Source organism: Bacillus sp. ISL-75, from assembly GCF_018613095.1.
The window spans coordinates 132,785-152,564 of the sequence record NZ_JAGGQX010000062.1; the positions used below are offsets into that span (position 1 = coordinate 132,785).

Consider the following 19,780-nt stretch of genomic DNA (forward strand, 5'->3'; position numbering starts at 1 on the left):
GGATTAAAGGGGGATCATTTTGAACATTAAATTATTAGATACATCTGATGCAGAGAGGTATTGGAAGTTGAGACTAGAAGCACTTAAGCAAAATCCGGAGGCATTTTTAACAAGTTATGAGGATGCCATAAAAAGAGAAAATCCCATTGAGCAAGTTGCCCGTAACTTTACCACTGAAGGAAACTTTACGTTTGGTGCATTTGATGATGAAGAACTAATCGGAGTAGTCACCTTACTTCAAGAAAGTGCCGAGAAAATACGGCATCGAGCAAATATTTTTGCGATGTATGTCACGCCCAAGAAACAAGGACAAGGCGTAGGTAAGGCATTAATGGTAGAGGCGATCAATAAAGCTAAAACGATGGAAGAGATTGAAAAAATTAATTTATCAGTGATCGCAAGCAATGAAAAGGCGAAAAATCTTTATACCCAATTAGGTTTTAAAGTGTATGGATTTGAAGAAAATGCCCTAAAAGTGAACGGAATTCATTATAATGATGAACATATGGTTCTGCATTTGAAATCGGTGAAGGGAGATTCGACCCTATTATATAACGTGAAAAAGAGGGATCCGAAAATGAGTATTGTTGAAAAAGCGCTTCAGGTAGCGAGTAAAAGTCATCGAAACCAATGCAGAAAGAATACCGACATCCCTTATATCACGCACCCGGTTACAGTCGGAATGATGTTAATGAAAGCAGGGTACGATGATGACATCATCGCAGCGGGAATTTTGCATGATACAGTTGAAGATACAGAACTTACTTTGAAAGATATTGAACGGGAATTTGGACCAAGAATTGCTAGCATTGTGGAAGGATGTTCTGAACCCGATAAATCGCTTCCCTGGAAGGAGCGAAAGGAACATACGATTGAGTTTTTAAAGACAGCATCAGAGGAAATTCGTGTGGTTGCCTGTGCCGATAAATTACATAACATTCGCTCCATCATAAAGGATTATGAGCAGCAGGGAGATGTTGTGTGGAACATATTTAACGCCGGCAAAGAACAGCAAGCGTGGTACTACACAAATATTGTTGACAGTCTCGGTCACAAGTCAACCTTCCCATTACAAAAGGAATTAGAAGTTGAAGTAAATCTGCTTTTTAAAAAATAATGTCGGTAAGACTCGAATCGGAAGGAGAGGACCTTGGTAAAGGAACTCTTTTTTTCGATTATCAAATAGCAGCGTAAAACCCCTAGCTTCAGCTATGGGGATACTCATGTTATAATAAAGTCACAAAAGTAAATTACTTTAATAAGTGTATATTATGATAGGGGGCAAAGGTGAATGGATAAAAAACTATTTATGCCAACTGAAATGTCGATAAAAGATAAAAAACATAATGTAAAGGGTAATATAATAAGGGCAGCTGTATTTGCACGCAGCAAAGTAATCGAGGTTATGACAGCTGACCAGGAAAGATATTATCTTATTTATTATAAAAATGCCCTTATATATGGGGAGAAGCTTGATCAGATTGAAAAAGGAACATTTATAGATAAGGCATTTCATGAAGGTATTATTATTGAATCCCCACATCCGCTCTTAAGCGCATTAATTCCCCACGTAAACAACACTATTCCGAATAAAAATACCCTTTTTTCTCAATTACAAATCCATTATTCACTTCAGGAAATGGTCTACATTCTGACAACACTTGACTCGTTTTTTCAAAAAGAACAGCTGATCAAGATCATCGACAAAGTTTTCTTCCACTTTAGAAGAAACGGGAAATTTATGAAATCCTTTCAAATCATTCAAATGTTAGCTGATTTTGCACCGACATTAAAATCTGCACAAGAACGTTTGGCCTCTCTCGAATTTAGTTCATACAACCATTTTTACCATTCCTCGAGTTTACCTATAATCCAATTGAAGGACCCTCTATATGTTGAATTACATTGCTTCAAGAATCGAACCAATCCAGATGAACGAATATTATTAGAGGAAATAGTGAGTAAACACGATGATTTAGTTGAGTTATTGCTATGGTTAGAAAATGCAGGGAAATCCAAAGAAACTAAATCCATTGAAAAGTATACGAGCATTGCGTTACGCTTTGTGACAATGGAAGAATGGATGCTGATATTAGCTCAACTCAACATCAATCCGTTTCATGCGCTGCCTGATTCAAAATCTATAGTCGAAAAAATGCTTAAAGACGGTAATTATGAGAAAGCTGCCTTATGCATATTAGATTTTATCGATGAAATGCCCGCCTCCTACGATGCTATACTCCTTTTAATATGGGAAAATTCTGAACCGAGCTTTGTCATAGGACATTTAGACGAATTTATTAAAATGTTGCAGCACCTGCCACATGCTGAAAAGACCAAGCAATTTGAACAAAAGGTGTTTCAATTTGCTGAAATCCTTCTTAAGGAGTATGATCTTAAAACTGTTCATGAAAAACTTATCCCTATTCAAAAGGTAATCCCGGATTTAGATGTGATTAGAAAAATTAGTGAAATGGTAAATTTAATAGAGGATCCTGATCGGATGATGGAATTGGGTGATTATTATGCGGAGTTTAAACAATTCGATCAAGCGATCGATTGCTTCTTCTGGGAAATGGAGCTGCAGCCGCAAAATCCTTCTCCCGTACGAAAAATCAGCAAAATGTATCAATCTAAAGGGATGGTAAAAGAGGCTTCAGCCTATCAAAAAATTTTCGCTCAATTAAAAAGTAATCAAGAAACTGGATGACACCATCATCCGCTTAACTAGTCGCATAAGCTAAGGTCATCAGAGTAGACTTCTGATGACCTTTTGTGGTTACTATACCTTTAATCATAAAAACTAAATTCTGTTTTTAACATCCTCTCTTATTCGTTCGATAATATTCTCTGATAAATTCGCAGGCAGGGATGTGCCATTTTTAAAAACCCAAGCATTTACTAGTTCAAGGTCTCCTTTTTTAAAGGTAATACTATAATCTTGATCTTCGTATGTAAAATCAGCTGTCACTTCTTCCTGGTCATAAGCTTCCTCATCAATAATCATATTAAATATTTCATAAGGTTTCACGGCTATGCTCCTTTGTATCTTTATTGTATGTAAATAGGGTTAACTTTAAAAATATGTTTATTCAATGGTAGCCACAAAAACTACTATATTTCACTTTAATATAGTAAATAAGAATATGATAAAATGGGGATGGGAGCGAATGGAGGTTGGCAGCAATTGATTACTTTCTATAAAATCCTTGTATGTATACATATTTTTTCAGCCATCTTGGGGATGGGACCAGGTTTCATATTAACGACAGTGGTCAAATCTGGGAAGAACATGACCGAATTAAGACATTCCTATAGGATTAGACATAAGTTACATATATTTGTAATGGTCGGCGGCACGCTTTTATTAATCACAGGGTTGAGCATGGGGATCATCAATCCGAGCCTGTTTCGGATGGGATGGTTTGTAACCAGTCTCTTTCTCTTTTTGGCTGCACTAGCAATTGGACCACTCGTTTTATCACCTAGGTCAAAACCAGTTAAAGCCCTATTAGCGTCGCACAAAGGAGAAGAAATTCCCGAAGAATATTGGAGCTTATCAAAAGTTCTTTTTCGATTTGAAAACCTTGAAAATGTGATCTTTCTTATCATCATCGCCCTGATGATTTTCAAGCCATTCTAAAAAGGTGTCAGGCACCACTCGTAGACAAATGTCCACGAACGGTGCCTGACACCTTTTAAGTTTACCGCTTAACTTGGAATAGGACTGCTTTTAACGTGGAAGATGAGAATAAGCTAATCGGATGGGCTTTTAGTTGAAGAACATTGATTAGCTTTCCGTATACCTTTTGATTGCTTTCACAGGCTAAAATCACTCGTTTTACATACCACTTCAGTAATGGCAGGCCAAACGGTTTTGCACCGTCGGTATGGGTGAAGCGAAAGTCTTCAGTTAAAGCGATTAACCATGGGACATCTATGATTTTACTGAAGCTTCGATGAGTATTTTTCGAAATTTGTGAAAGCTTATTTTTATTTAACGCTTTTTGAAGTTCCTTTTTCAGAGCAATCGCCTCAAGTGCAGCGATGCTCATCCCCTGTCCAAAAACAGGATCAATACGACAAAAGGCATCCCCAATAACAATTAGTCCATTTGGGAAACGTTGTAGCTTCTCATAATGAAAGCGGCGTAAGGCTGGAAACCGATAAACACTGACATCCGTCTCAGGTGTTCCATTTTTAATTGCTTCATATACATCTGGTTGTTCAAGGCTTTTGGCATAGTTTATAAATTCCTCTTCCGTGCTTGGGGGTGAATCCACACCATAACCAAGTAATGTCACCATCCAGCGCTGATTTTCAATTGGGGAAATACTCCCTCCACGATTCTGTCTAGGCGGATTAGGGTAAACCAATAAATTACCCCAGTCTTTATTTTTGGAAGAAAGCGAGCTATAGATGCGACTGGCATAGAAAAGGTTTACTTTTACTTCGGTTTTTTGGGGGGCATCGAAACCTAATTGTCTGAGCCAATTAGTTGAATTTGACCCAGCCCCAGTAGCATCCACAACCAAATCAGCGTTAAGTGGAATGGCTGCTTCTCCATCCTTTTGAATTTCTACTCCTATGATACTGGTCGAATCACTATTTATCAGCATTCTTTTCGCTGTGGCACCATATAAAAAGCTTATATTTGGAATCATATCGAGCCTGCGCTGGATATGCCATTCAAGGAAGGGTCTGCTTTGCTGGATAATTGATATCCCGGCATGATATTTCACCTTCCAGCTCCCATGATGGTTCCAAGCAAGCTCACTGGTGAAATCTGATTTTACTGAGCCATCTGCGATCAGTTCATCGATAATCCCTGGAAAAAGTTCAGTGAGAATCTCCTCACCACTTTTTAAAAGGGCATGGCCATGTGACCCTTGTGGCACTCCGGTTCTGGTTAAATGTTTTTCGCGCTTTTGGTCCTTTTCTATAATTAACACTTCTTTGAAGAAATCGGACAAAATACGCGCTGCCAACAACCCAGCAATGCTTCCGCCGATAACCAGTGCTTTTTCTCCTAAAAACCTATTTGTTGTTGACATTCCTAGCAAACCTCCGATAATACTATTTGCACGATATAATTAATGGTTAGTATTATATCATTTTTTTATGGTTCCTATGAGTTTAGAATGTGGAGGATTTACCTAAACTAATAGGGGAGTAAAGAGAAAATCGGATTAGAGGGAGATTGGTGTGTTTGATAGATTATAAAATTAGTACATATGAGGAAGCAGTCAAGGTCGTTAAGGAAGTTGGTTTACTTCCATTGTCGCCACTAATTCCTCACTATCCTTCGCTTGATAGCATTACATCCAAAGAACATTGGTATTCGGGTTCAGAATTTGACCCATGGTTATGGAGGGCGCAGTTCCCTGTTGATGGTGTGGCAGCCTATGGAAAGTTTGTTAAGAAGAAATCAGTTTTAATCTCCCGTGAGTTCCTCCCATTAGTAAGTGCGATAATGGGGTCACAGTATTTAGTGGCTAAACGTTACAATGACGGTCTTGTTTCTAGAGAAGCCTTAGAATTATTTACTTTGATTAGTGAGGAAGAAGGCATAGACACAAGAGTATTAAGAGCCAAAGCAGGCATGAAAGACAAAGAAAAGAAAAAGGCGTTTGATAACGCATTGTTGGAATTACAGGGGTCTATGGATATTGTTGTTTCAGGGACAAAGGAGAAAACGAACGTTTCGGGCGAGAAAAACGGCTGGAGCAGTACATCCTTCGAAACACTTGCCTTTTGGTCAAAAAATAACCACGTGGATCAAAGAAAAATAGAAATGGACGAAGCAAAACATGAGCTGAAAAACCATTTTGCGCAGTTATGCAGTCCCGAGTCCATGAAAGCATTCGTAAAGATTTTTAAGCTGTAGGTTTAGGTGAATTTCATTGATATACATATTATGACAAACTTCGCTCTTGATTGTTAGCGTAGAATAAAGTAGTATGGAAACTACGATATTCGAAAGGGTGACCATAAAGCCAATGATTCACTAAACCTATTAAAAGAAAAAAATTCGGATCATCATACGAACATATTTCTGGATAGGGTTAGTGCGGGCTTTTATAGACAAAAGGGAGTTGAACGTACTTGGTGTACTGTGCCCTTTTGTTGTAAAGTACCTCCTGTCCAGATAAATGGATAAGGAGGTTTTTTTATGGAAGAAACAAAGTCAAACATTTCCATGGGGGACTTATTTAGAAATCGAGTGATACGCACCATCTTACTCTCGACATTATTTTTACAAATCGGTATTTGGGTACGTAACTACTCCATATTGTTATTTGTTATTGAGCAGACAAATGAAGATCCGGTTGCGGTATCGCTTATTTCTGTAGCAGAATTCGCGCCTATTTTTCTATTTTCCTTTATTGGAGGCACCTTTGCAGACAGATGGCGCCCGAAACGGACAATGATATGGTGTGACTTCCTCAGCGCGCTGTCTATCTTTATTGTATTGTTAACACTAGTATTTGGGGGCTGGAAAGTTATTTTCTTCGCCACACTTGTATCATCGATTCTTTCACAGTTTTCCCAGCCTTCTGGAATGAAACTGTTCAAGCTTCATGTAAAGGAAGAACTTATTCAAATGGGTATGTCGATGTACCAAACGGTGTTTGCTTTGTTTATGATTTTAGGGCCGATTATCGGTACTTTTATTTACCAGCATTACGGCATTAGTGCAGCGATTGCCATTATGGGTATTGCCTTTATGCTATCGGCAGCGATTCTATTTATGCTTCCTCCTGACCGGGAAAGCGAAGAAAATGCTGTAAAAACCACACTTATGGAAGAAATGAAGGAAGGCTTCCGTTATGTTTGGAACAGCCGGGCACTGACTTTGCTGGGTGGCTGTTTTGCAGCAGCAGGTTTAGGACTGGGGCTAACGCAGCCACTTTCCGTTTTCCTCATTACGGAACAACTTGGTTTACCTAAAGAGATGCTGCAATGGTTGATGGCAGCGTTTGGGGCAGGGATGATTTTAGGCGGTGGTCTCACGATGGGGTTAGCGAAAAAGACTCCTCCGCAAATCTTGCTTGCAATTGGAATGAGCGCAAGTGCTCTTGGATTTTTTGTAATGGGGCTATCAGAGCAGTTATGGCTGACATTGACCGCGCAATTTATTAGCGGCTTGTTTATGCCTTGTATTCACATTGGAATTAATACGATGATTTTGAAAAATACAGATGAAGCTTTTATTGGTCGAGTCAATGGCATTTTAAACCCGATGTTTATGGGGACCATGGTCGTTACCATGAGTGCGAGCGGATGGCTGAAGAAAACAACTTCGCTTGTCGCGATGTACGAAGCGTCAGCCCTACTCTTTATAGTGGGTGTAATTATCCTCATTCCACTCTTCAAGCGTTCGGTTAGTGTATTGAAGAAGAGTGAGGAAGTATAAGTTTTAAAGCTGCTCTGTTTTTTAGAGCAGCTTTTTTTGCAAAAAATCGCCAGTGCCATCTGCTTCTTTCTTCCACAAAAAAAACGTAGTGGAAGCCTAAGATTTTTTAGTCACTATTTTCGTCGATTACTAATGGAAGTGTAATTACTACTTGAGTTCCCTCATTTGGATTACTCTTTATGGAAATTTTCCCGCCATAGGAGTCGATAATTCGTTTAAAATTGAACCTTTTGGACCATCAGGATTTCACCGTTTATTCCTCCAAAAATAATCGAATAAATTTTCCCAACGCAAAAATGAACTTAGCGTTGGGATTTTTATTAGAATAGATGATATATCCGTGGTGCCTGACACCATGTCCCACACTTTTTCCCAATTATCCTAAAAGATTCATCGTGTTATGATTATTTTGAAAATTCGTACAGAATGATCATTAGGAGGCGGTTGGAGATGAAAAAGAGAACTTCACTTGTACTAGCTTTGGGATTAACGATGGGGTCTGTACTACCGATTACAGTTGCGGCGGAGACAATTCCTTACAATGTTACGGTTAAGAAAGACGCGTCGCAGTTTGGTAAGGATGCAAAGGTCAACTGGAAGAAAGGACAAACGGTACCATCTTTTGTCCATGGGAAACTATCGACCAAAGTTTATAAAGACATAGATGGGATTAAGCAATTTTTAAAAGAAAATAAGGCACTTTATCAGTTAGATACAGCTAAAGATTTAACATTACTCAATGTTGAGACGGACGGGCTAGGCAGCACTCACTATAATTTTATTCAATCGATTCAGGGGATTCCGGTGGATGGGGCGAAGTTTAAGGTCCATACCGATAAAAATGGAATCGTTACAGCAGTCAATGGTGATGTGTTCCCAGAAGCATCTTCTTATTTCAAAGGGGCCCTGAAAGCACAACTATCCAAGGAAACTGCCCTTGATCAGTCTTGGAAATCTATAAAAGTAACCAAAGAGGAAACCATCACGAATGCTGAAGCAGGTCCTACTGGCAAAAAAATAGAAGATACCGTTGAAAAGGCGGAACTAGTTGTTTATAAAAATGGTAATGAATTTAATCTGGCTTACAAAACAAATCTGCAATTTATTCAGCCATATCCTGCAAACTGGGTCGTTTATGTTGATGCCATAAATGGTAACATTTTAAATTCCTATAATGCAGTAGCTGATGGCACTGGGGTCGGTGTTCTAGGAGATACGAAAACGCTTAATACATACTATTCAAGCGGTACGTACTATTTATATGATATCACTAAGCCAATGACGGGTGTCATAGAAACAAGAACGGCGTTAAATAGATCCCGGTTACCTGGAAATTATTCTGTTGACCCTGACAATAATTTTAACGCAACGTCACAGCGAGCCGATGTAGATGCCCACTACTATGCGGGTGTCGTCTATGATTATTATAAAAATACGTTTAATAGAAACAGTTTTGATAATAACGGAGCGACTCTTCGCTCAACCGTCCACTATGGCAGGAATTACAACAATGCGTTCTGGAATGGTTCGCAAATGGTATATGGAGATGGAGATGGAATTACCTTCCGTTCATTGTCAGGTGCGCTTGATGTCGTAGCCCATGAATTAACACATGCAGTAACAGAAAGAACAGCTGGGTTAGAGTATCAGTATCAGTCAGGTGCATTAAATGAGTCCATTTCTGATACGTTCGGAGTATTCCTTGATAAAGGGGATTACTTAATGGGTGAGGATGTGTACACGCCGAATAAAGCTGGCGATGCTCTTCGCAGTCTTTCAAACCCTGGTCTTTATGGGCAACCGGAGAATATGAGCGGCTACGTGAATACTACTTCGGATAATGGAGGAGTTCACACGAACAGCGGGATTCCCAATAAAGCAGCCTATTTAACGATTTCAAGTCTGGGTACAGCTGTCGCTGAAAAAATCTACTATCGAGCACTCACCGTTTATTTAGCTCCACAAAGTGATTTTAGCGACGCACGCGCGGCTCTTCTTGCTGCAGCAGCTGATTTGTATGGCTCAAGCAGCACACAGTACAATGCCGTTAAATCTGCTTGGACACAAGTGGGAGTAAACTAGACCATTAACTATTTTCAATGTCAGCCGTCACATAATGTGATGGCTGACATTTTTATGGGCAAAAAAAATAGATTGGTGTCAGGCACCAATCCAAAATGGGAAGTTTTAAGAAATGAGCTCTTCGAACCATTTCCTAATTAAGTTACCTTTATCATAAATAAAACATGTGTAGAACTTAGGTGGAACTTGTGTGGAAGTTGTGAAGATGGGCCAAAGGGCAAAAAAAATAGATTGGTGTCAGCACCAATCAAAATTATGGGAAGTTTTAAGAAATGAGTTGTTTGAACCATTTCCATATTAACTTGTCTTTATCATAAGAAAAAGATATGTAGAACTTATAGTGAAGTTGTGTGGAAGTTGTGAAGATTTCAACTGACCTGTGTATTTTATAAAGGCCTGCGCCCATTTAAGGATTACAAGAATAATGATCACAACTGCTACTAGATTAGTGGCGGTTTTTGTTTTAGAACAAGCAGAATTAATGTTATGATAACGTTATTGCTCTCCAGTTGATTCGTAAGTCAAGATATTGTCTAAAATATTTATATAGGATAAAAAACAGATGGGATGACACGATGAATAAAGAAGTCAGTCTTAAGGTAAAAGCAAAGTTTGTAAATAAATTTAAAAGCGGCTATCCTCTTATTTCTAAGGAAGCCATCATAAATGTGAACGACCTCGTAGAAGAGGGGTCCATTGTTAAATTGGTCGACGAAAGAAATATATTTATTGCCAAAGGCTATTATGGTAAGCAAAATAAGGGCCTTGGCTGGGTGTTGAGCAGAAAAGAAAATGATTCTTTTAATCAACGTTTTTTTGAGAAAATGTTAAAAGAAGCGATTAAGGAAAGGGAATCATTTTATCAAAGTTCAGAAACTACCGCGTTTCGAGTGTTTAATGGTGAAGGTGATGGAATCGGTGGTTTGACGATTGATTACTTTGCTGGTTATTATCTGTTAACTTGGTACAGCAAGGGTATCTATCATTTTCGAGACTATATCATTCAAGCTTTAAAGGAACTGGTTGAATTCCAGGGGATTTATCAGAAAAAACGTTTTGATGAAAAAGGGCAATACATCGAGGAAGATGACTTTGTCGCAGGTGAAAGAGGTCATTTCCCGCTTATTGTCAAAGAAAATGGCGTCAACTTTGCGATATATTTAAATGAAAGCGCCATGGTCGGGGTGTTTTTAGACCAACGGGATGTAAGGCGCACAATCCGAGATGTGTATGCAAACGGTAAGACAGTTTTAAATACATTCTCTTATACGGGAGCTTTTTCCGTGTTTGCAGCTCTAGGGGGAGCAACGAAAACAACAAGTGTAGACCTAGCCAATCGGAGTAAGAGTAAAACGATTGAGCAGTTTAGTGTAAATGGAGTGGACCATGAAACACAAGCAATTATTGTTGAGGATGTATTCAAGTACTTTAAATATGCAGTCAAGAAACAGCTGAAGTTTGATATGGTCATCCTTGATCCGCCGAGCTTTGCCCGGTCAAAGAAATTTGTCTTTAGTGCGGAAAAGGACTACAAGAATCTTCTAATCGAAGCGATTGCCATAACTGCGGACAACGGAACCATTGTTGCATCCACAAACAGCAGTGCTTTTGGGATGGATAAATTCAAGAGCTTTATCGATGCTGCCTTTAAAGAATCTGGCAGCCGCTACAAAGAATTGGAAGAATTTTCACTTCCCGTCGATTTCAAAACCGTCAAAGAATTTCCAGAAGGGGACTACTTGAAGGTAGTATTTATTAAAAAAATAAGATAAGAATGGTGCCTGACACCCTCATGCAATGAAATGTGGGGGAGGGCCTTTTTTTATTTTCCAGGGTGTTGTAAATCCCATTTTTGCAATATAATAGAGGGAAGATGTTCACGAAATTGTCAAAAATGCTACTTCCTTAACTTACATAAATAAAAAAAATCATTTCTGGGGGAAACGATATGATTAGAGCGGCTATTGCTGGTGTTGTTGGTTTTGTGCTTATTTTTATCGAGTCGATGATTGTGATGAAGCTAAAAGGTCTTGAAACGATTGAATTTGGCGGGGTGGCTCCGTTTATTAATGTCTGGGCTATGAATTTCTTTTTCATGTTTGCCATCCTTACACAGGTAACCAATTGGTATATGAACAAAGAAAGTTTAAAAGAAGATAAAAGCTTTTAGTATTAAAAAAAAGCGACGCAATCTGGTAGGATGACCAAGACTGCGTCGCTTTTTGTTTGGATTAAACATTATGTTTTACAGTTTTATTCCCTTTAAATGCTGTGTTGCGAATGAATGGGATAACCCAACGGTCAAGACCGATGCGACCAGCGTTGTAGCCTGAGAAAAGAATAATTGCACCTAGGAAAAGATCTGTTGGAATATGTGATACGGTTCCTGCTAAGAAAAATGAAAAGTTCATTACAAGTCCAAAGAACATAGCAGCAGTTGTTAAGCATCCAAGAATAAGACCAAGTCCGATTAAGAATTCTCCCAGAGGGACGATCGTGTTAAAAATATCAACGTTTGGTAAGGCGAAATGCTTTAAGAAATCAACATACCAGCCATAAACCATCGCGCCGTCTGGACCTTTCACTGGATTAGCGATTGCCCCTTTAAGATAGCCAGAAGCATCGAAACCGCCTGATAATTTGTGGAACCCAGCTGTAATCCAAGAATACCCCATATATAAGCGAAGAACTGTTAAAATTCCAGCGGCAACTTTGTTTTCTCTTAACCAATTTACTACCATGTGAAACACTCCTTGTTAATTTATTTTTTAGTTGTTTGTTTGTGCTAACTACATTATTACTATACCAAACTTATTTTGAAATTAGGGTGGATTGTTCACTATTTCACATATTTGTAAAAAAGATTTGAACAAATTTCAAACGAACAAGATCTTTTTCCCATACACTCGTGAGTTTTGGTCGTCATCGGCGTTATGAAGGGCAGCTCCCCGGGTTTCCCGGCGAGATTTGTCCATCATCGGCGTTATGAAGGACAAATCTCCGGGTTTCCCAACGAGATTTGTCCATCATCGGTGTTATGAAGGACAAATCTCCGGGTTTCCCACGAGATTTGTCCATCATCGGCGTTATGAAGGACAAATCTCCAGTCCTTCTAACGAGATTTGTCCATCATCGACGGTCTGAAGGACAAATCCCCCGCCCTTCCAACGAGATTTGTCCATTATCGGCGGTCTGAAGGACAAATCCTCCAGCCCTTCCAACGAGATTTGTCCATCATCGGCTTTCTGAAGGACAAATCCCCCGCCCTTCCAACGAGATTTGTCCATCATCGACGGTCTGAAGGACAAATCCCCCAGCCCTTCTAACGAGTTTTGTCCATCAGACCAAGTGTCATATAGTAAAAAAATGCTTGGATACGCTCCAAGCATTTTACGTAAAATGTACCTTATCCTAGATATTTTTCTAATGGGTTCCAGTAATTCGCTCCCCATCCTGCTGCAAGATGTTCTCCTTCAGCCTCAGGAAAACCAATGTGGTCGAAAACCAAAAGGGTTTTTGATTCTTGTTCTTCTAGCTCAAACCTAGCAATAGAGTAAACACCCTCTGGCCAGTTCGCTACTCGCCAAGCTTGTACAATTCGCACACCTGGAACAAGCTCAATGTTTCTCCCAAGAATCATGCCGCCAAAACAAGAAAAAGTACCACCAGCTTCGGGACTGATTTCTGTAGGTGCACCTCCCGTCATTTTGCTGAATTGTTTCGAATCTGTAAGTGCTTCATATATAAGTCCAGGACTGGCATTGAAAACTACTTCTTGATGAATTGTTTTAGTCATTTTTTATTCCTCCAATATATTATTCAATAGAAAAGGTTATTTATTTTTTATAAAAATTAATGCATGGCCATTTCGGACCATGGGTCTACACCCGGATCATTGCCTTCTGCAAAATCTTTAATGCGCGGCATGTAATGGGACCATCCTTGTTGGTGCGATGGGATTTCTTCAACTGGCAAGTCATAATGAGTTAAAACTAAATTTGTGCCATTTTCTTTCGGAGTCAGTTTGAATTCGACCTTACTTGAACCAGGTGGCACGAGCTTTGATTTTTCCCAACCCCAAGACATGACGATTTTTTCATAAGGAACAATTTCTACATATTCGCCCATGGCAATATCGCTGCCATTCACATCAATTCGATATTTACCACCGATTTTTGGTTCGAGCAGGATATGTCTCCCCATCCAGCGAACCATTTTGTCCGCATCAGTAAAGAACGAAAATAATGTTTCCGGGCGGGCTTCAATAAATATTTCTTTTGTGATAATTTCATTATTGGTCTGATTCATTTTTTCTCCTTTCTTCCTCTTCGGCAGCTTCTTTCAAACGAAGTAAACTATCATCCCAAAAACGGTCAATATACTGCTTTAATTCAGAAAAACCGTCCCTTCTTATCCCGTAGTACCGTTTCGTTCCGTCTCTCCGAACTATAACTAGGCCGGATTGTTCGAGAACTTTGAGATGCTGAGAAACTGCTGGAGCTGAAATGTCAAAATGTGAGGCAATCGCGCTGGAGGTCATTTCTCCATCACGAACGAGATAGAGTATATCTCGACGTCTAGGTTCTGCTAATGCATGAAGGACTTTTTCAATCATATCGTTATTTTAGCATACACTTAATTAAGTGTCAACTTAATTAAGTGCTAGTCATGTTAGTATCTTTTGGCAAAAAAGATGAATATATGAATTCATAAGAGGATTGTAATTTTTTCCAAAAAAGAACTTGATAAAACTAACGGTATTAGTTAATATAAAACTAATGATATTAGTTTAAGGGGATGTGCACTATGAGGATGATCAAAAATGGGTACTTGTATCAAGTTACATTCATGGCGAATGTTTTCCCGGTCAACTGCTATTTGGTGGAGGAAGAGGACGGGTTAACGTTAATTGATGCAGCGCTTGGCTTTTGTGCCAAAGGCATTATGAAGGCGGCTGAATCAATTGGAAAGCCGATCACCAAAATTGTGTTGACGCATGCGCATGAAGACCATGTCGGGGCGTTGGATGCAATAAAAGAAATCCTGCCAGATGTACCGGTTTATATTTCGAAGCGAGACAACAGACTAATGAATGGCGATCGATCGCTTGATCCTCAGGAGGCACAAAACCCGATTAAAGGCGGTGTACCGAAAAAATTAAAAACGCGGGCCAATCTATTATTGAAGGAAGGCGACCTGATTGGTTCGTTAACAGCGATCGAAACGCCAGGACATACACCAGGTTCCATGTCATTTTTAGATTTGCGGACAAAGGCGTTAATTGCAGGTGATTCCTTTCAAACACGAGGTGGAATGGCTGTTGCAGGGGATATTAGAGCTTGGTTTCCATTCCCGGCTTTTGGTACGTGGAGTAAGGAAACCGCCTTGTCCAGTGCCCGGAAATTAGTGAGTTATCGGCCTGAATTGCTTGCAGTCGGCCACGGAGAGATCGTGATAAATCCTGTAAACTCAATGGAGCATGCAATCAAAAATCTGGAACGAAAAATAGGATAGGGAGTAATTATTATGTCACCAAGACCAAAATTCGGTCTCGAAATATCTTTTATTATCGAAGCAGCAGGAGAGATTGCCGACCAATATGGTGTGCAGGAAGTTACTTTGGCCAACTTAGCAAAGAAGCTGGGGATACGTTCTCCTTCTTTATATAATCATTTTGATGGACTCACTGGATTAAGAAAGAAATTGGCGATTTACGGAATCGATAAGCTTTATGAAGTGATGGCAGATGCAGCAATTGAGGTGTCAGGCACCGAAGCTGTGCTGGCGGTTAGCCAGGCCTATGTGGATTTTTCCCGAAAGCACCCAGGGATTTATGAGGCAACCTTACTTGCCCCTGACCCGGAAGATGTGGATGTGCAGCAAGCAGGGGCGAAAATCGTTGACCTTTCCGTCCGCGTTTTGCAGGCATATCATTTAGAAGGGGAGCGTGCTTTGCATGCTGTCCGGGGCTTACGTAGTATTTTACATGGATTTTCTGCTCTAGAGCAAAAAGGCGGGTTCAAGATGTCGTTGGATTTGAATGAAAGTCTTATGATTATTATTAAGGCATTTCTTGCTGGGATTGGGCAGGAGGACTAAAAGATTTTACTAATTTAGCATAGATGGCAGGTCTTGTAGTGCCCATGCTGGAGGAAAAAAGCCGAGGACAGTAACTAAGAGAGGACCACAGTGCCCGTACTCATCGAAAAAAATCGGTCACGGTCACTCTGAGAGGATCGAAGTGCCCGTACTCATCGAAAAGTATCGGTCACGGTCACTAAGAGAGGATCACAGTGCCCGAACTCATCGAAAAATATCGGTCACGGTCACTCTCTAAGGTTCCTCTCCTGTAGAATTCACTTGAAGGTACATTTTGGAGATAGAGTCCTATGGCAAGCTTTGGTATAATGGGATAAAGTTTAGTATTAAGGGATGATCATTTAGATGAGGTCAGAAAAATTGGGTTTAGTATTAGATGTGGAGACAACCGGTTTAGGTCCTACCAAGGATGAAGTCATCGAGCTCGCATTAAAGTTATTTTCCTATCGAACAGATACCGGAGAAGTTATCGATATTATTGATGAAGACTCCTTTTTGCGTGAGCCGATTTCCCGTGCAGCAAGAAATAATTATGACACAGCCTATCGAGTTCACGGAATCCCTTACGAGTTAGTTCAAGGGAAAAGCTTTTATGATGTAAAAATAAAAACCTATTTCCATCGTGCCGATTCGGTCTTTGCCCATAATGCTTCTTTTGACCGAAGTTTTCTTTATCACATGTATCCGGAAGTCAACGACCTGAAGTGGTATTGCACAATGAGAAACATCCCTTGGAAAAATTACGGCTTTCCAAATGGGAAACTATTAACCCTATTACAAGCACATAACATCACAAATTACCAAACACATAGAGCTCTAGATGATATTACATACTTGTTAGAGTTACTCAAGAAAACAAGTCCGAATGGAAACCTCTATCTGCAAGAAGTTCTAGAAAAAGCCCCGATGAGAAAATATCAGCCAGCCGTTTCGCGAACTAAAATGGGTTAAAAAAACTAATCAAGCATTGATTAGTTTTTTTACTAGATTATCAATAATGGTAAGAACTCTTACTAGGAAGAAATCAAAGATAAGGTTTTGTTAGTTCTGGACAATTGGCGACAAAATAAAAAAAATGAAAAGTGTCTCCAATCAGGGCTATTGGCGACAGATATGCTGATGTAACGGTGAAATTGGTCACCAATCAAAAAGGAGGATGAGAATAATGTCAAAAGTTACACCATTCTTAATGTTTCAAGGAAACGCGGAAGAAGCAATGAATTACTACATTTCTTTGATTGAGGATTCAGAAATAATCAGAATTACTCGTTATGGGGCAAACGGACCTGGGGAAGAGGGAAGTGTTATGCATGCAGCCTTTACACTCAAAGGTCAGGAATTCATGTGCATTGATAGTAATATAAAACATGAATTTACATTTACACCATCATTCTCTATTTATATCACCTGTGATACTGAAGAGGAAATAAATAGACTATATGAAAATTTGTCTAGTGGTGGCGGCTTATTAATGCCGTTAGATAATTATGGTTTTAGCAAAAAGTTTGGCTGGGTAGTTGATAAATTCGGTGTTTCATGGCAACTTAATCTACAATAATAAATTAATGGACGTACATAGAAAAAGCCCAGTCGCATTTGGACCGGGCTTTTTTGCGTGCATCTCGTATGTAAAAGTCCTATTGTCGACCCTCAGTGAAGATTTGAAAGTTCACACCGAACTTATCTGTTAGACTACCATAAGCTGGGCTGAAAAACGTCTCCTGAAGAGGCATATTCACTTGACCACCTTGCTGTAAGGCTTCGAAAAATTTATGCGCCTGGTCCGCGTCGTTCGTTGAAATACAGATAGTCACTTGATTTCCGCTTTGATGTGGCTGCCCTGGGAACGTATCAGAAAACATTACTTCTGTTTCTCCCACTTTGATCGTCGCGTGACTTACACGATCCTTGGCATCTGCAGGTAATGGAAATTCAGGGTTTTCTGGCATTTCACCGAAAGATTGAGAAAAAAGAACCTGTGCATCCAGAGCCTTTTCGTAAAATTGAATCGCTTCCTTCGCATTTCCATCCATCACTAAATAGGGAATCAAACGTAATGTCATAATAAATCTCTCCTCGGTTTAAAAGTATTTTTTTGCTATCCTCGATAGGAAATAAGCCAGCCAATCCCCTAAGAGATGCTCACTTCTTATTATTACCGATATTTTGATTATAAAACAAAGAACAAATGTTCGCAAGTGAATTTTTACCAAAATCAATAAAAACCCATGAGCTAAAACTAAACTCACGGGCTTTTAATCGTGGTGCCTGACACCATTTTCACTTCTATGCCAAGGCTTATTTCAATAAAGAAACGTATCTCTCATTAATAATTTGATAATGATGGAGGGCGTGACCTGCGATAATGTAGCCTATGGCACGGGCCGTGACTTCAGTGTTATTGGCAAAGCCAATGTTTGCCCAAGCCTCTTCCGGCATGTTTTGAATTAAGGAAAGGGTAGCTTTTCTAATGGCAATAAAGTCTTCGAGAATATTTTTTATTGGTAATTTATTAATTTGCGAACCTTGGACATAATCATTCTCGTTAAAACCAGCCAAAGCAGTCTGGTCTCCCCGTCCAACACGGAGAAGCCGGTAGCTCATAATTCTTTCAGTGTCTGCCATATGGCCAAGTACTTCTTTGATGCTCCATTTATTTTCGGCATAGCGAAAGTGGCCATCTTCTTCCGAAAGCGACTCAAAAAGCTCAATCGTTTTGACCAAATGCTCTTTCAAAAGTGTTAATAGATTACCCTCAGGAACTAGATTCACATAAGGTTTATAGTATTCTGGGTACTCACTTGCTAAAGGACGTTGCAGCATTTCATTTTCTCCCTTCTAATCTCATGACATCAGTCCTCATCCTAATGGTATGAGGGAAAGCAAAGATATTATTCGTTTTTTAAAAAGAAAATCCATAAGGTGGACTAGCATAGAATAATCCTATCATAATATTCATAACTACATGACCGGCATTTTAAAAAATAAGCCGAGTAAAGCACATTTCCTATAGTAAAAGGACCATTTGGTGAATAAGACATATTATAAATGGATAAAAAATATTTTTACAGGGGGAGATTTAATGGATTTTTTCTTGGTAGGAATCGTCTATTGGCTATTAATTGGAGCATCCGTTCTGCTTTTTGTTAGGGGTCTTTGGAAAAAATCATGGAAAGCCTTTTTGTGGAGTGGGATTGCCCTTGCGATACCAACCATTTCGCTCTATGTTGGCGATGCGGAGGGATGGTTTAGATTCGCTGGTCTGCTGCCTCTGCTATTGTTTGGACTTGCTTATTATACAAAAAAATAGTTACTCATTTTTAATTATCCATTTTTCAAATCAAAATTAGGTGGAAAAAGTACCTTTTTTTGTATAATTAATAAATAAATTCTTCCAATTTGCGCATTCTAAAAAGAAAAAAGGAATGGCATATAGATGAGAAAGAATAAAATGATTTTGCTCTTAATGATGTTATTACCTTGGTTGACAGTGCCGTTCTTAGGGAAGCTAACCATAAAGCGCTTTTATCCAGGGGCCTTATTTATTGTTGTCTGGGTAGCAGTTGAAAGTATTATCGCCAAAAAAAGAGTGTGGTGGCGAATTTATGAAAAACTCATTCCTAATGCAATTGGCGAAATGCCATTCATGGTGGGTCCATTTTTTGTAGGATCCTTATGGATATTAAAATTCACTTTTGGTAATTTTATTCGTTACCTCTTTTTAAATTTATTTTTAGATACTCTATTTGCCTATCCTGGGATGTTTATTTTAAAAAGATTGGGAATTGCCTCGTTTGTTAGATTAAGACCATTCCAAATGGTTATTTTATTTATGAGTAAATCAGTGATCATGTACGGGATTCAGAACTCAGTGGATAAGTTGAGGAAAAAACCTAAATCCCTTCTTCAAAAATTATTTTCGTAAATAGAGCCGCCACAAGTTAGCATCTAACTTGTGGTATTTTTATTATGAATTATTAAATCCCTTTAATAATTATTAGAGTTTCTGTTATAACTCAAGGAGAAGCATAATAAAAATCATATTTTGTGTAAAATTACACTACGATATTTGGACATTTATAATTTATTTAAATGCATTCCCCATCCATGGGCGAATTTTTGAGTTCTATGAGCGAATCTTTGGTTTCAATGAGCGAATATTGGACTTCTATGGGCGTATTT

The 19,780-nt window shown here is 39.1% G+C and carries 23 protein-coding genes and 1 pseudogene; 15 read left to right on the top strand and 9 right to left on the bottom strand.

Annotation, left to right across the window (positions count from 1 at the left end; translation table 11 throughout):
• Positions 1-19 precede the first annotated feature (19 nt).
• The 3 genes and pseudogenes from J7E63_RS23665 to J7E63_RS23675 all read left to right on the top strand — a co-directional run.
• Positions 20-514 (top strand): annotated as a pseudogene (locus tag J7E63_RS23665) (GNAT family N-acetyltransferase); the annotation flags it as partial.
• 63 nt (positions 515-577) lie between these two features.
• The gene (locus J7E63_RS23670; RefSeq protein ID WP_215017112.1) at positions 578-1,117 is read left to right on the top strand and encodes an HD domain-containing protein; all 540 of its coding nucleotides are present in this window, start codon (positions 578-580) and stop codon (positions 1,115-1,117) included.
• A gap of 174 nt (positions 1,118-1,291) precedes the next feature.
• Positions 1,292-2,710: a tetratricopeptide repeat protein gene (locus J7E63_RS23675; protein WP_215017008.1), complete on the top strand. Its 1,419-nt coding sequence runs from the start codon at positions 1,292-1,294 to the stop codon at positions 2,708-2,710.
• Positions 2,711-2,803: 93 nt separating this feature from the next.
• Here J7E63_RS23675 and J7E63_RS23680 read toward each other — a convergent pair whose 3' ends face one another.
• Positions 2,804-3,031 carry a hypothetical protein gene (locus tag J7E63_RS23680; RefSeq protein ID WP_088085616.1) on the bottom strand — a complete coding sequence of 76 codons (228 nt, stop codon included), beginning with the start codon at positions 3,029-3,031 and terminating at the stop codon, positions 2,804-2,806.
• Positions 3,032-3,187: 156 nt separating this feature from the next.
• Between J7E63_RS23680 and J7E63_RS23685 the strand changes: the two genes are divergently transcribed.
• Complete coding sequence (locus tag J7E63_RS23685) at positions 3,188-3,643, top strand: DUF2269 family protein (RefSeq protein WP_215017010.1); 456 nt, start codon at positions 3,188-3,190, stop codon at positions 3,641-3,643.
• Positions 3,644-3,704: 61 nt separating this feature from the next.
• Here the strand turns inward: J7E63_RS23685 and J7E63_RS23690 are convergent, their stop codons facing one another.
• Positions 3,705-5,054 (bottom strand): FAD-dependent oxidoreductase, encoded by a 1,350-nt coding sequence (locus J7E63_RS23690; RefSeq protein WP_215017012.1) that lies wholly within the window; start codon positions 5,052-5,054, stop codon positions 3,705-3,707.
• A gap of 149 nt (positions 5,055-5,203) precedes the next feature.
• On the opposite strand from J7E63_RS23690, the gene J7E63_RS23695 reads away from it, so the two are divergent.
• The 5 genes from J7E63_RS23695 to J7E63_RS23715 all read left to right on the top strand — a co-directional run bounded on the left by J7E63_RS23695 (position 5,204) and on the right by J7E63_RS23715 (position 11,669).
• A complete protein-coding gene (locus J7E63_RS23695) occupies positions 5,204-5,887 on the top strand; it encodes an AlkZ-related protein (protein ID WP_374193786.1) in 684 nt (227 codons plus the stop codon).
• 285 nt (positions 5,888-6,172) lie between these two features.
• Positions 6,173-7,417, top strand: a complete 1,245-nt coding sequence (locus J7E63_RS23700) for an MFS transporter (RefSeq protein ID WP_215017016.1) — start codon at positions 6,173-6,175, stop codon at positions 7,415-7,417.
• 450 nt (positions 7,418-7,867) lie between these two features.
• Positions 7,868-9,499, top strand: a complete 1,632-nt coding sequence (locus J7E63_RS23705) for a M4 family metallopeptidase (protein WP_215017018.1) — start codon at positions 7,868-7,870, stop codon at positions 9,497-9,499.
• Positions 9,500-10,074: 575 nt separating this feature from the next.
• Positions 10,075-11,271 (top strand): class I SAM-dependent rRNA methyltransferase, encoded by a 1,197-nt coding sequence (locus J7E63_RS23710; RefSeq protein WP_215017020.1) that lies wholly within the window; start codon positions 10,075-10,077, stop codon positions 11,269-11,271.
• 176 nt (positions 11,272-11,447) lie between these two features.
• Positions 11,448-11,669 carry a hypothetical protein gene (locus J7E63_RS23715; RefSeq protein WP_215017022.1) on the top strand — a complete coding sequence of 74 codons (222 nt, stop codon included), beginning with the start codon at positions 11,448-11,450 and terminating at the stop codon, positions 11,667-11,669.
• A gap of 61 nt (positions 11,670-11,730) precedes the next feature.
• Here the strand turns inward: J7E63_RS23715 and J7E63_RS23720 are convergent, their stop codons facing one another.
• The 5 genes from J7E63_RS23720 to J7E63_RS23740 form a co-directional block, all read right to left on the bottom strand.
• On the bottom strand, positions 11,731-12,240 hold the full coding sequence (locus J7E63_RS23720) for a DoxX family membrane protein (protein ID WP_215017023.1): 510 nt from the start codon (positions 12,238-12,240) through the stop codon (positions 11,731-11,733).
• A gap of 345 nt (positions 12,241-12,585) precedes the next feature.
• On the bottom strand, positions 12,586-12,807 hold the full coding sequence (locus tag J7E63_RS23725; protein ID WP_215017025.1) for a hypothetical protein: 222 nt from the start codon (positions 12,805-12,807) through the stop codon (positions 12,586-12,588).
• Between the two features lie 98 nt (positions 12,808-12,905).
• Positions 12,906-13,295 carry an SRPBCC family protein gene (locus J7E63_RS23730; protein ID WP_215017027.1) on the bottom strand — a complete coding sequence of 130 codons (390 nt, stop codon included), beginning with the start codon at positions 13,293-13,295 and terminating at the stop codon, positions 12,906-12,908.
• Between the two features lie 56 nt (positions 13,296-13,351).
• Positions 13,352-13,807, bottom strand: a complete 456-nt coding sequence (locus J7E63_RS23735) for an SRPBCC family protein (RefSeq protein WP_215017029.1) — start codon at positions 13,805-13,807, stop codon at positions 13,352-13,354.
• Positions 13,791-14,114 (bottom strand): ArsR/SmtB family transcription factor, encoded by a 324-nt coding sequence (locus J7E63_RS23740; RefSeq protein ID WP_210427106.1) that lies wholly within the window; start codon positions 14,112-14,114, stop codon positions 13,791-13,793. Before J7E63_RS23740 ends, J7E63_RS23735 begins: the two co-directional genes overlap by 17 nt.
• Positions 14,115-14,305: 191 nt before the next feature.
• On the opposite strand from J7E63_RS23740, the gene J7E63_RS23745 reads away from it, so the two are divergent.
• From J7E63_RS23745 to J7E63_RS23760, 4 genes are all read left to right on the top strand, one after another.
• Positions 14,306-15,013 carry an MBL fold metallo-hydrolase gene (locus J7E63_RS23745; protein WP_215017031.1) on the top strand — a complete coding sequence of 236 codons (708 nt, stop codon included), beginning with the start codon at positions 14,306-14,308 and terminating at the stop codon, positions 15,011-15,013.
• Between the two features lie 12 nt (positions 15,014-15,025).
• A complete protein-coding gene (locus J7E63_RS23750; RefSeq protein ID WP_215017033.1) occupies positions 15,026-15,598 on the top strand; it encodes a TetR/AcrR family transcriptional regulator in 573 nt (190 codons plus the stop codon).
• Between the two features lie 345 nt (positions 15,599-15,943).
• Complete coding sequence (locus tag J7E63_RS23755; RefSeq protein ID WP_215017035.1) at positions 15,944-16,549, top strand: exonuclease domain-containing protein; 606 nt, start codon at positions 15,944-15,946, stop codon at positions 16,547-16,549.
• 214 nt (positions 16,550-16,763) lie between these two features.
• Positions 16,764-17,156, top strand: a complete 393-nt coding sequence (locus J7E63_RS23760) for a VOC family protein (protein ID WP_215017037.1) — start codon at positions 16,764-16,766, stop codon at positions 17,154-17,156.
• A gap of 79 nt (positions 17,157-17,235) precedes the next feature.
• On the opposite strand, the gene J7E63_RS23765 is transcribed toward J7E63_RS23760, so the two are convergent.
• Positions 17,236-17,661, bottom strand: a complete 426-nt coding sequence (locus J7E63_RS23765) for a VOC family protein (RefSeq protein ID WP_215017039.1) — start codon at positions 17,659-17,661, stop codon at positions 17,236-17,238.
• Between the two features lie 235 nt (positions 17,662-17,896).
• Positions 17,897-18,421 carry a DinB family protein gene (locus J7E63_RS23770; RefSeq protein WP_215017041.1) on the bottom strand — a complete coding sequence of 175 codons (525 nt, stop codon included), beginning with the start codon at positions 18,419-18,421 and terminating at the stop codon, positions 17,897-17,899.
• A gap of 259 nt (positions 18,422-18,680) precedes the next feature.
• Here J7E63_RS23770 and J7E63_RS23775 point away from each other — a divergent pair, with 259 nt between their 5' ends.
• Both J7E63_RS23775 and J7E63_RS23780 read left to right on the top strand, forming a co-directional pair.
• Positions 18,681-18,908: a hypothetical protein gene (locus J7E63_RS23775; protein ID WP_215017043.1), complete on the top strand. Its 228-nt coding sequence runs from the start codon at positions 18,681-18,683 to the stop codon at positions 18,906-18,908.
• A 126-nt stretch (positions 18,909-19,034) separates the two neighbouring features.
• Complete coding sequence (locus tag J7E63_RS23780; protein ID WP_215017045.1) at positions 19,035-19,523, top strand: hypothetical protein; 489 nt, start codon at positions 19,035-19,037, stop codon at positions 19,521-19,523.
• Positions 19,524-19,780: the final 257 nt, after the last annotated feature.

Coding starts and splice junctions, on each gene's coding strand:
- J7E63_RS23775 (WP_215017043.1), top strand. CDS start 18,681: ATGGATTTTTTCTTGGTAGGAATCGTCTATTGGCTATTAATTGGAGCA.
- J7E63_RS23770 (WP_215017041.1), bottom strand. CDS start 18,421: ATGCTGCAACGTCCTTTAGCAAGTGAGTACCCAGAATACTATAAACCT.
- J7E63_RS23765 (WP_215017039.1), bottom strand. CDS start 17,661: ATGACATTACGTTTGATTCCCTATTTAGTGATGGATGGAAATGCGAAG.
- J7E63_RS23750 (WP_215017033.1), top strand. CDS start 15,026: ATGTCACCAAGACCAAAATTCGGTCTCGAAATATCTTTTATTATCGAA.
- J7E63_RS23745 (WP_215017031.1), top strand. CDS start 14,306: ATGAGGATGATCAAAAATGGGTACTTGTATCAAGTTACATTCATGGCG.
- J7E63_RS23735 (WP_215017029.1), bottom strand. CDS start 13,807: ATGAATCAGACCAATAATGAAATTATCACAAAAGAAATATTTATTGAA.
- J7E63_RS23700 (WP_215017016.1), top strand. CDS start 6,173: ATGGAAGAAACAAAGTCAAACATTTCCATGGGGGACTTATTTAGAAAT.
- J7E63_RS23740 (WP_210427106.1), bottom strand. CDS start 14,114: ATGATTGAAAAAGTCCTTCATGCATTAGCAGAACCTAGACGTCGAGAT.
- J7E63_RS23760 (WP_215017037.1), top strand. CDS start 16,764: ATGTCAAAAGTTACACCATTCTTAATGTTTCAAGGAAACGCGGAAGAA.
- J7E63_RS23705 (WP_215017018.1), top strand. CDS start 7,868: ATGAAAAAGAGAACTTCACTTGTACTAGCTTTGGGATTAACGATGGGG.
- J7E63_RS23755 (WP_215017035.1), top strand. CDS start 15,944: ATGAGGTCAGAAAAATTGGGTTTAGTATTAGATGTGGAGACAACCGGT.
- J7E63_RS23710 (WP_215017020.1), top strand. CDS start 10,075: ATGAATAAAGAAGTCAGTCTTAAGGTAAAAGCAAAGTTTGTAAATAAA.
- J7E63_RS23780 (WP_215017045.1), top strand. CDS start 19,035: ATGAGAAAGAATAAAATGATTTTGCTCTTAATGATGTTATTACCTTGG.
- J7E63_RS23720 (WP_215017023.1), bottom strand. CDS start 12,240: ATGGTAGTAAATTGGTTAAGAGAAAACAAAGTTGCCGCTGGAATTTTA.
- J7E63_RS23675 (WP_215017008.1), top strand. CDS start 1,292: ATGGATAAAAAACTATTTATGCCAACTGAAATGTCGATAAAAGATAAA.
- J7E63_RS23670 (WP_215017112.1), top strand. CDS start 578: ATGAGTATTGTTGAAAAAGCGCTTCAGGTAGCGAGTAAAAGTCATCGA.
- J7E63_RS23715 (WP_215017022.1), top strand. CDS start 11,448: ATGATTAGAGCGGCTATTGCTGGTGTTGTTGGTTTTGTGCTTATTTTT.
- J7E63_RS23690 (WP_215017012.1), bottom strand. CDS start 5,054: ATGTCAACAACAAATAGGTTTTTAGGAGAAAAAGCACTGGTTATCGGC.
- J7E63_RS23730 (WP_215017027.1), bottom strand. CDS start 13,295: ATGACTAAAACAATTCATCAAGAAGTAGTTTTCAATGCCAGTCCTGGA.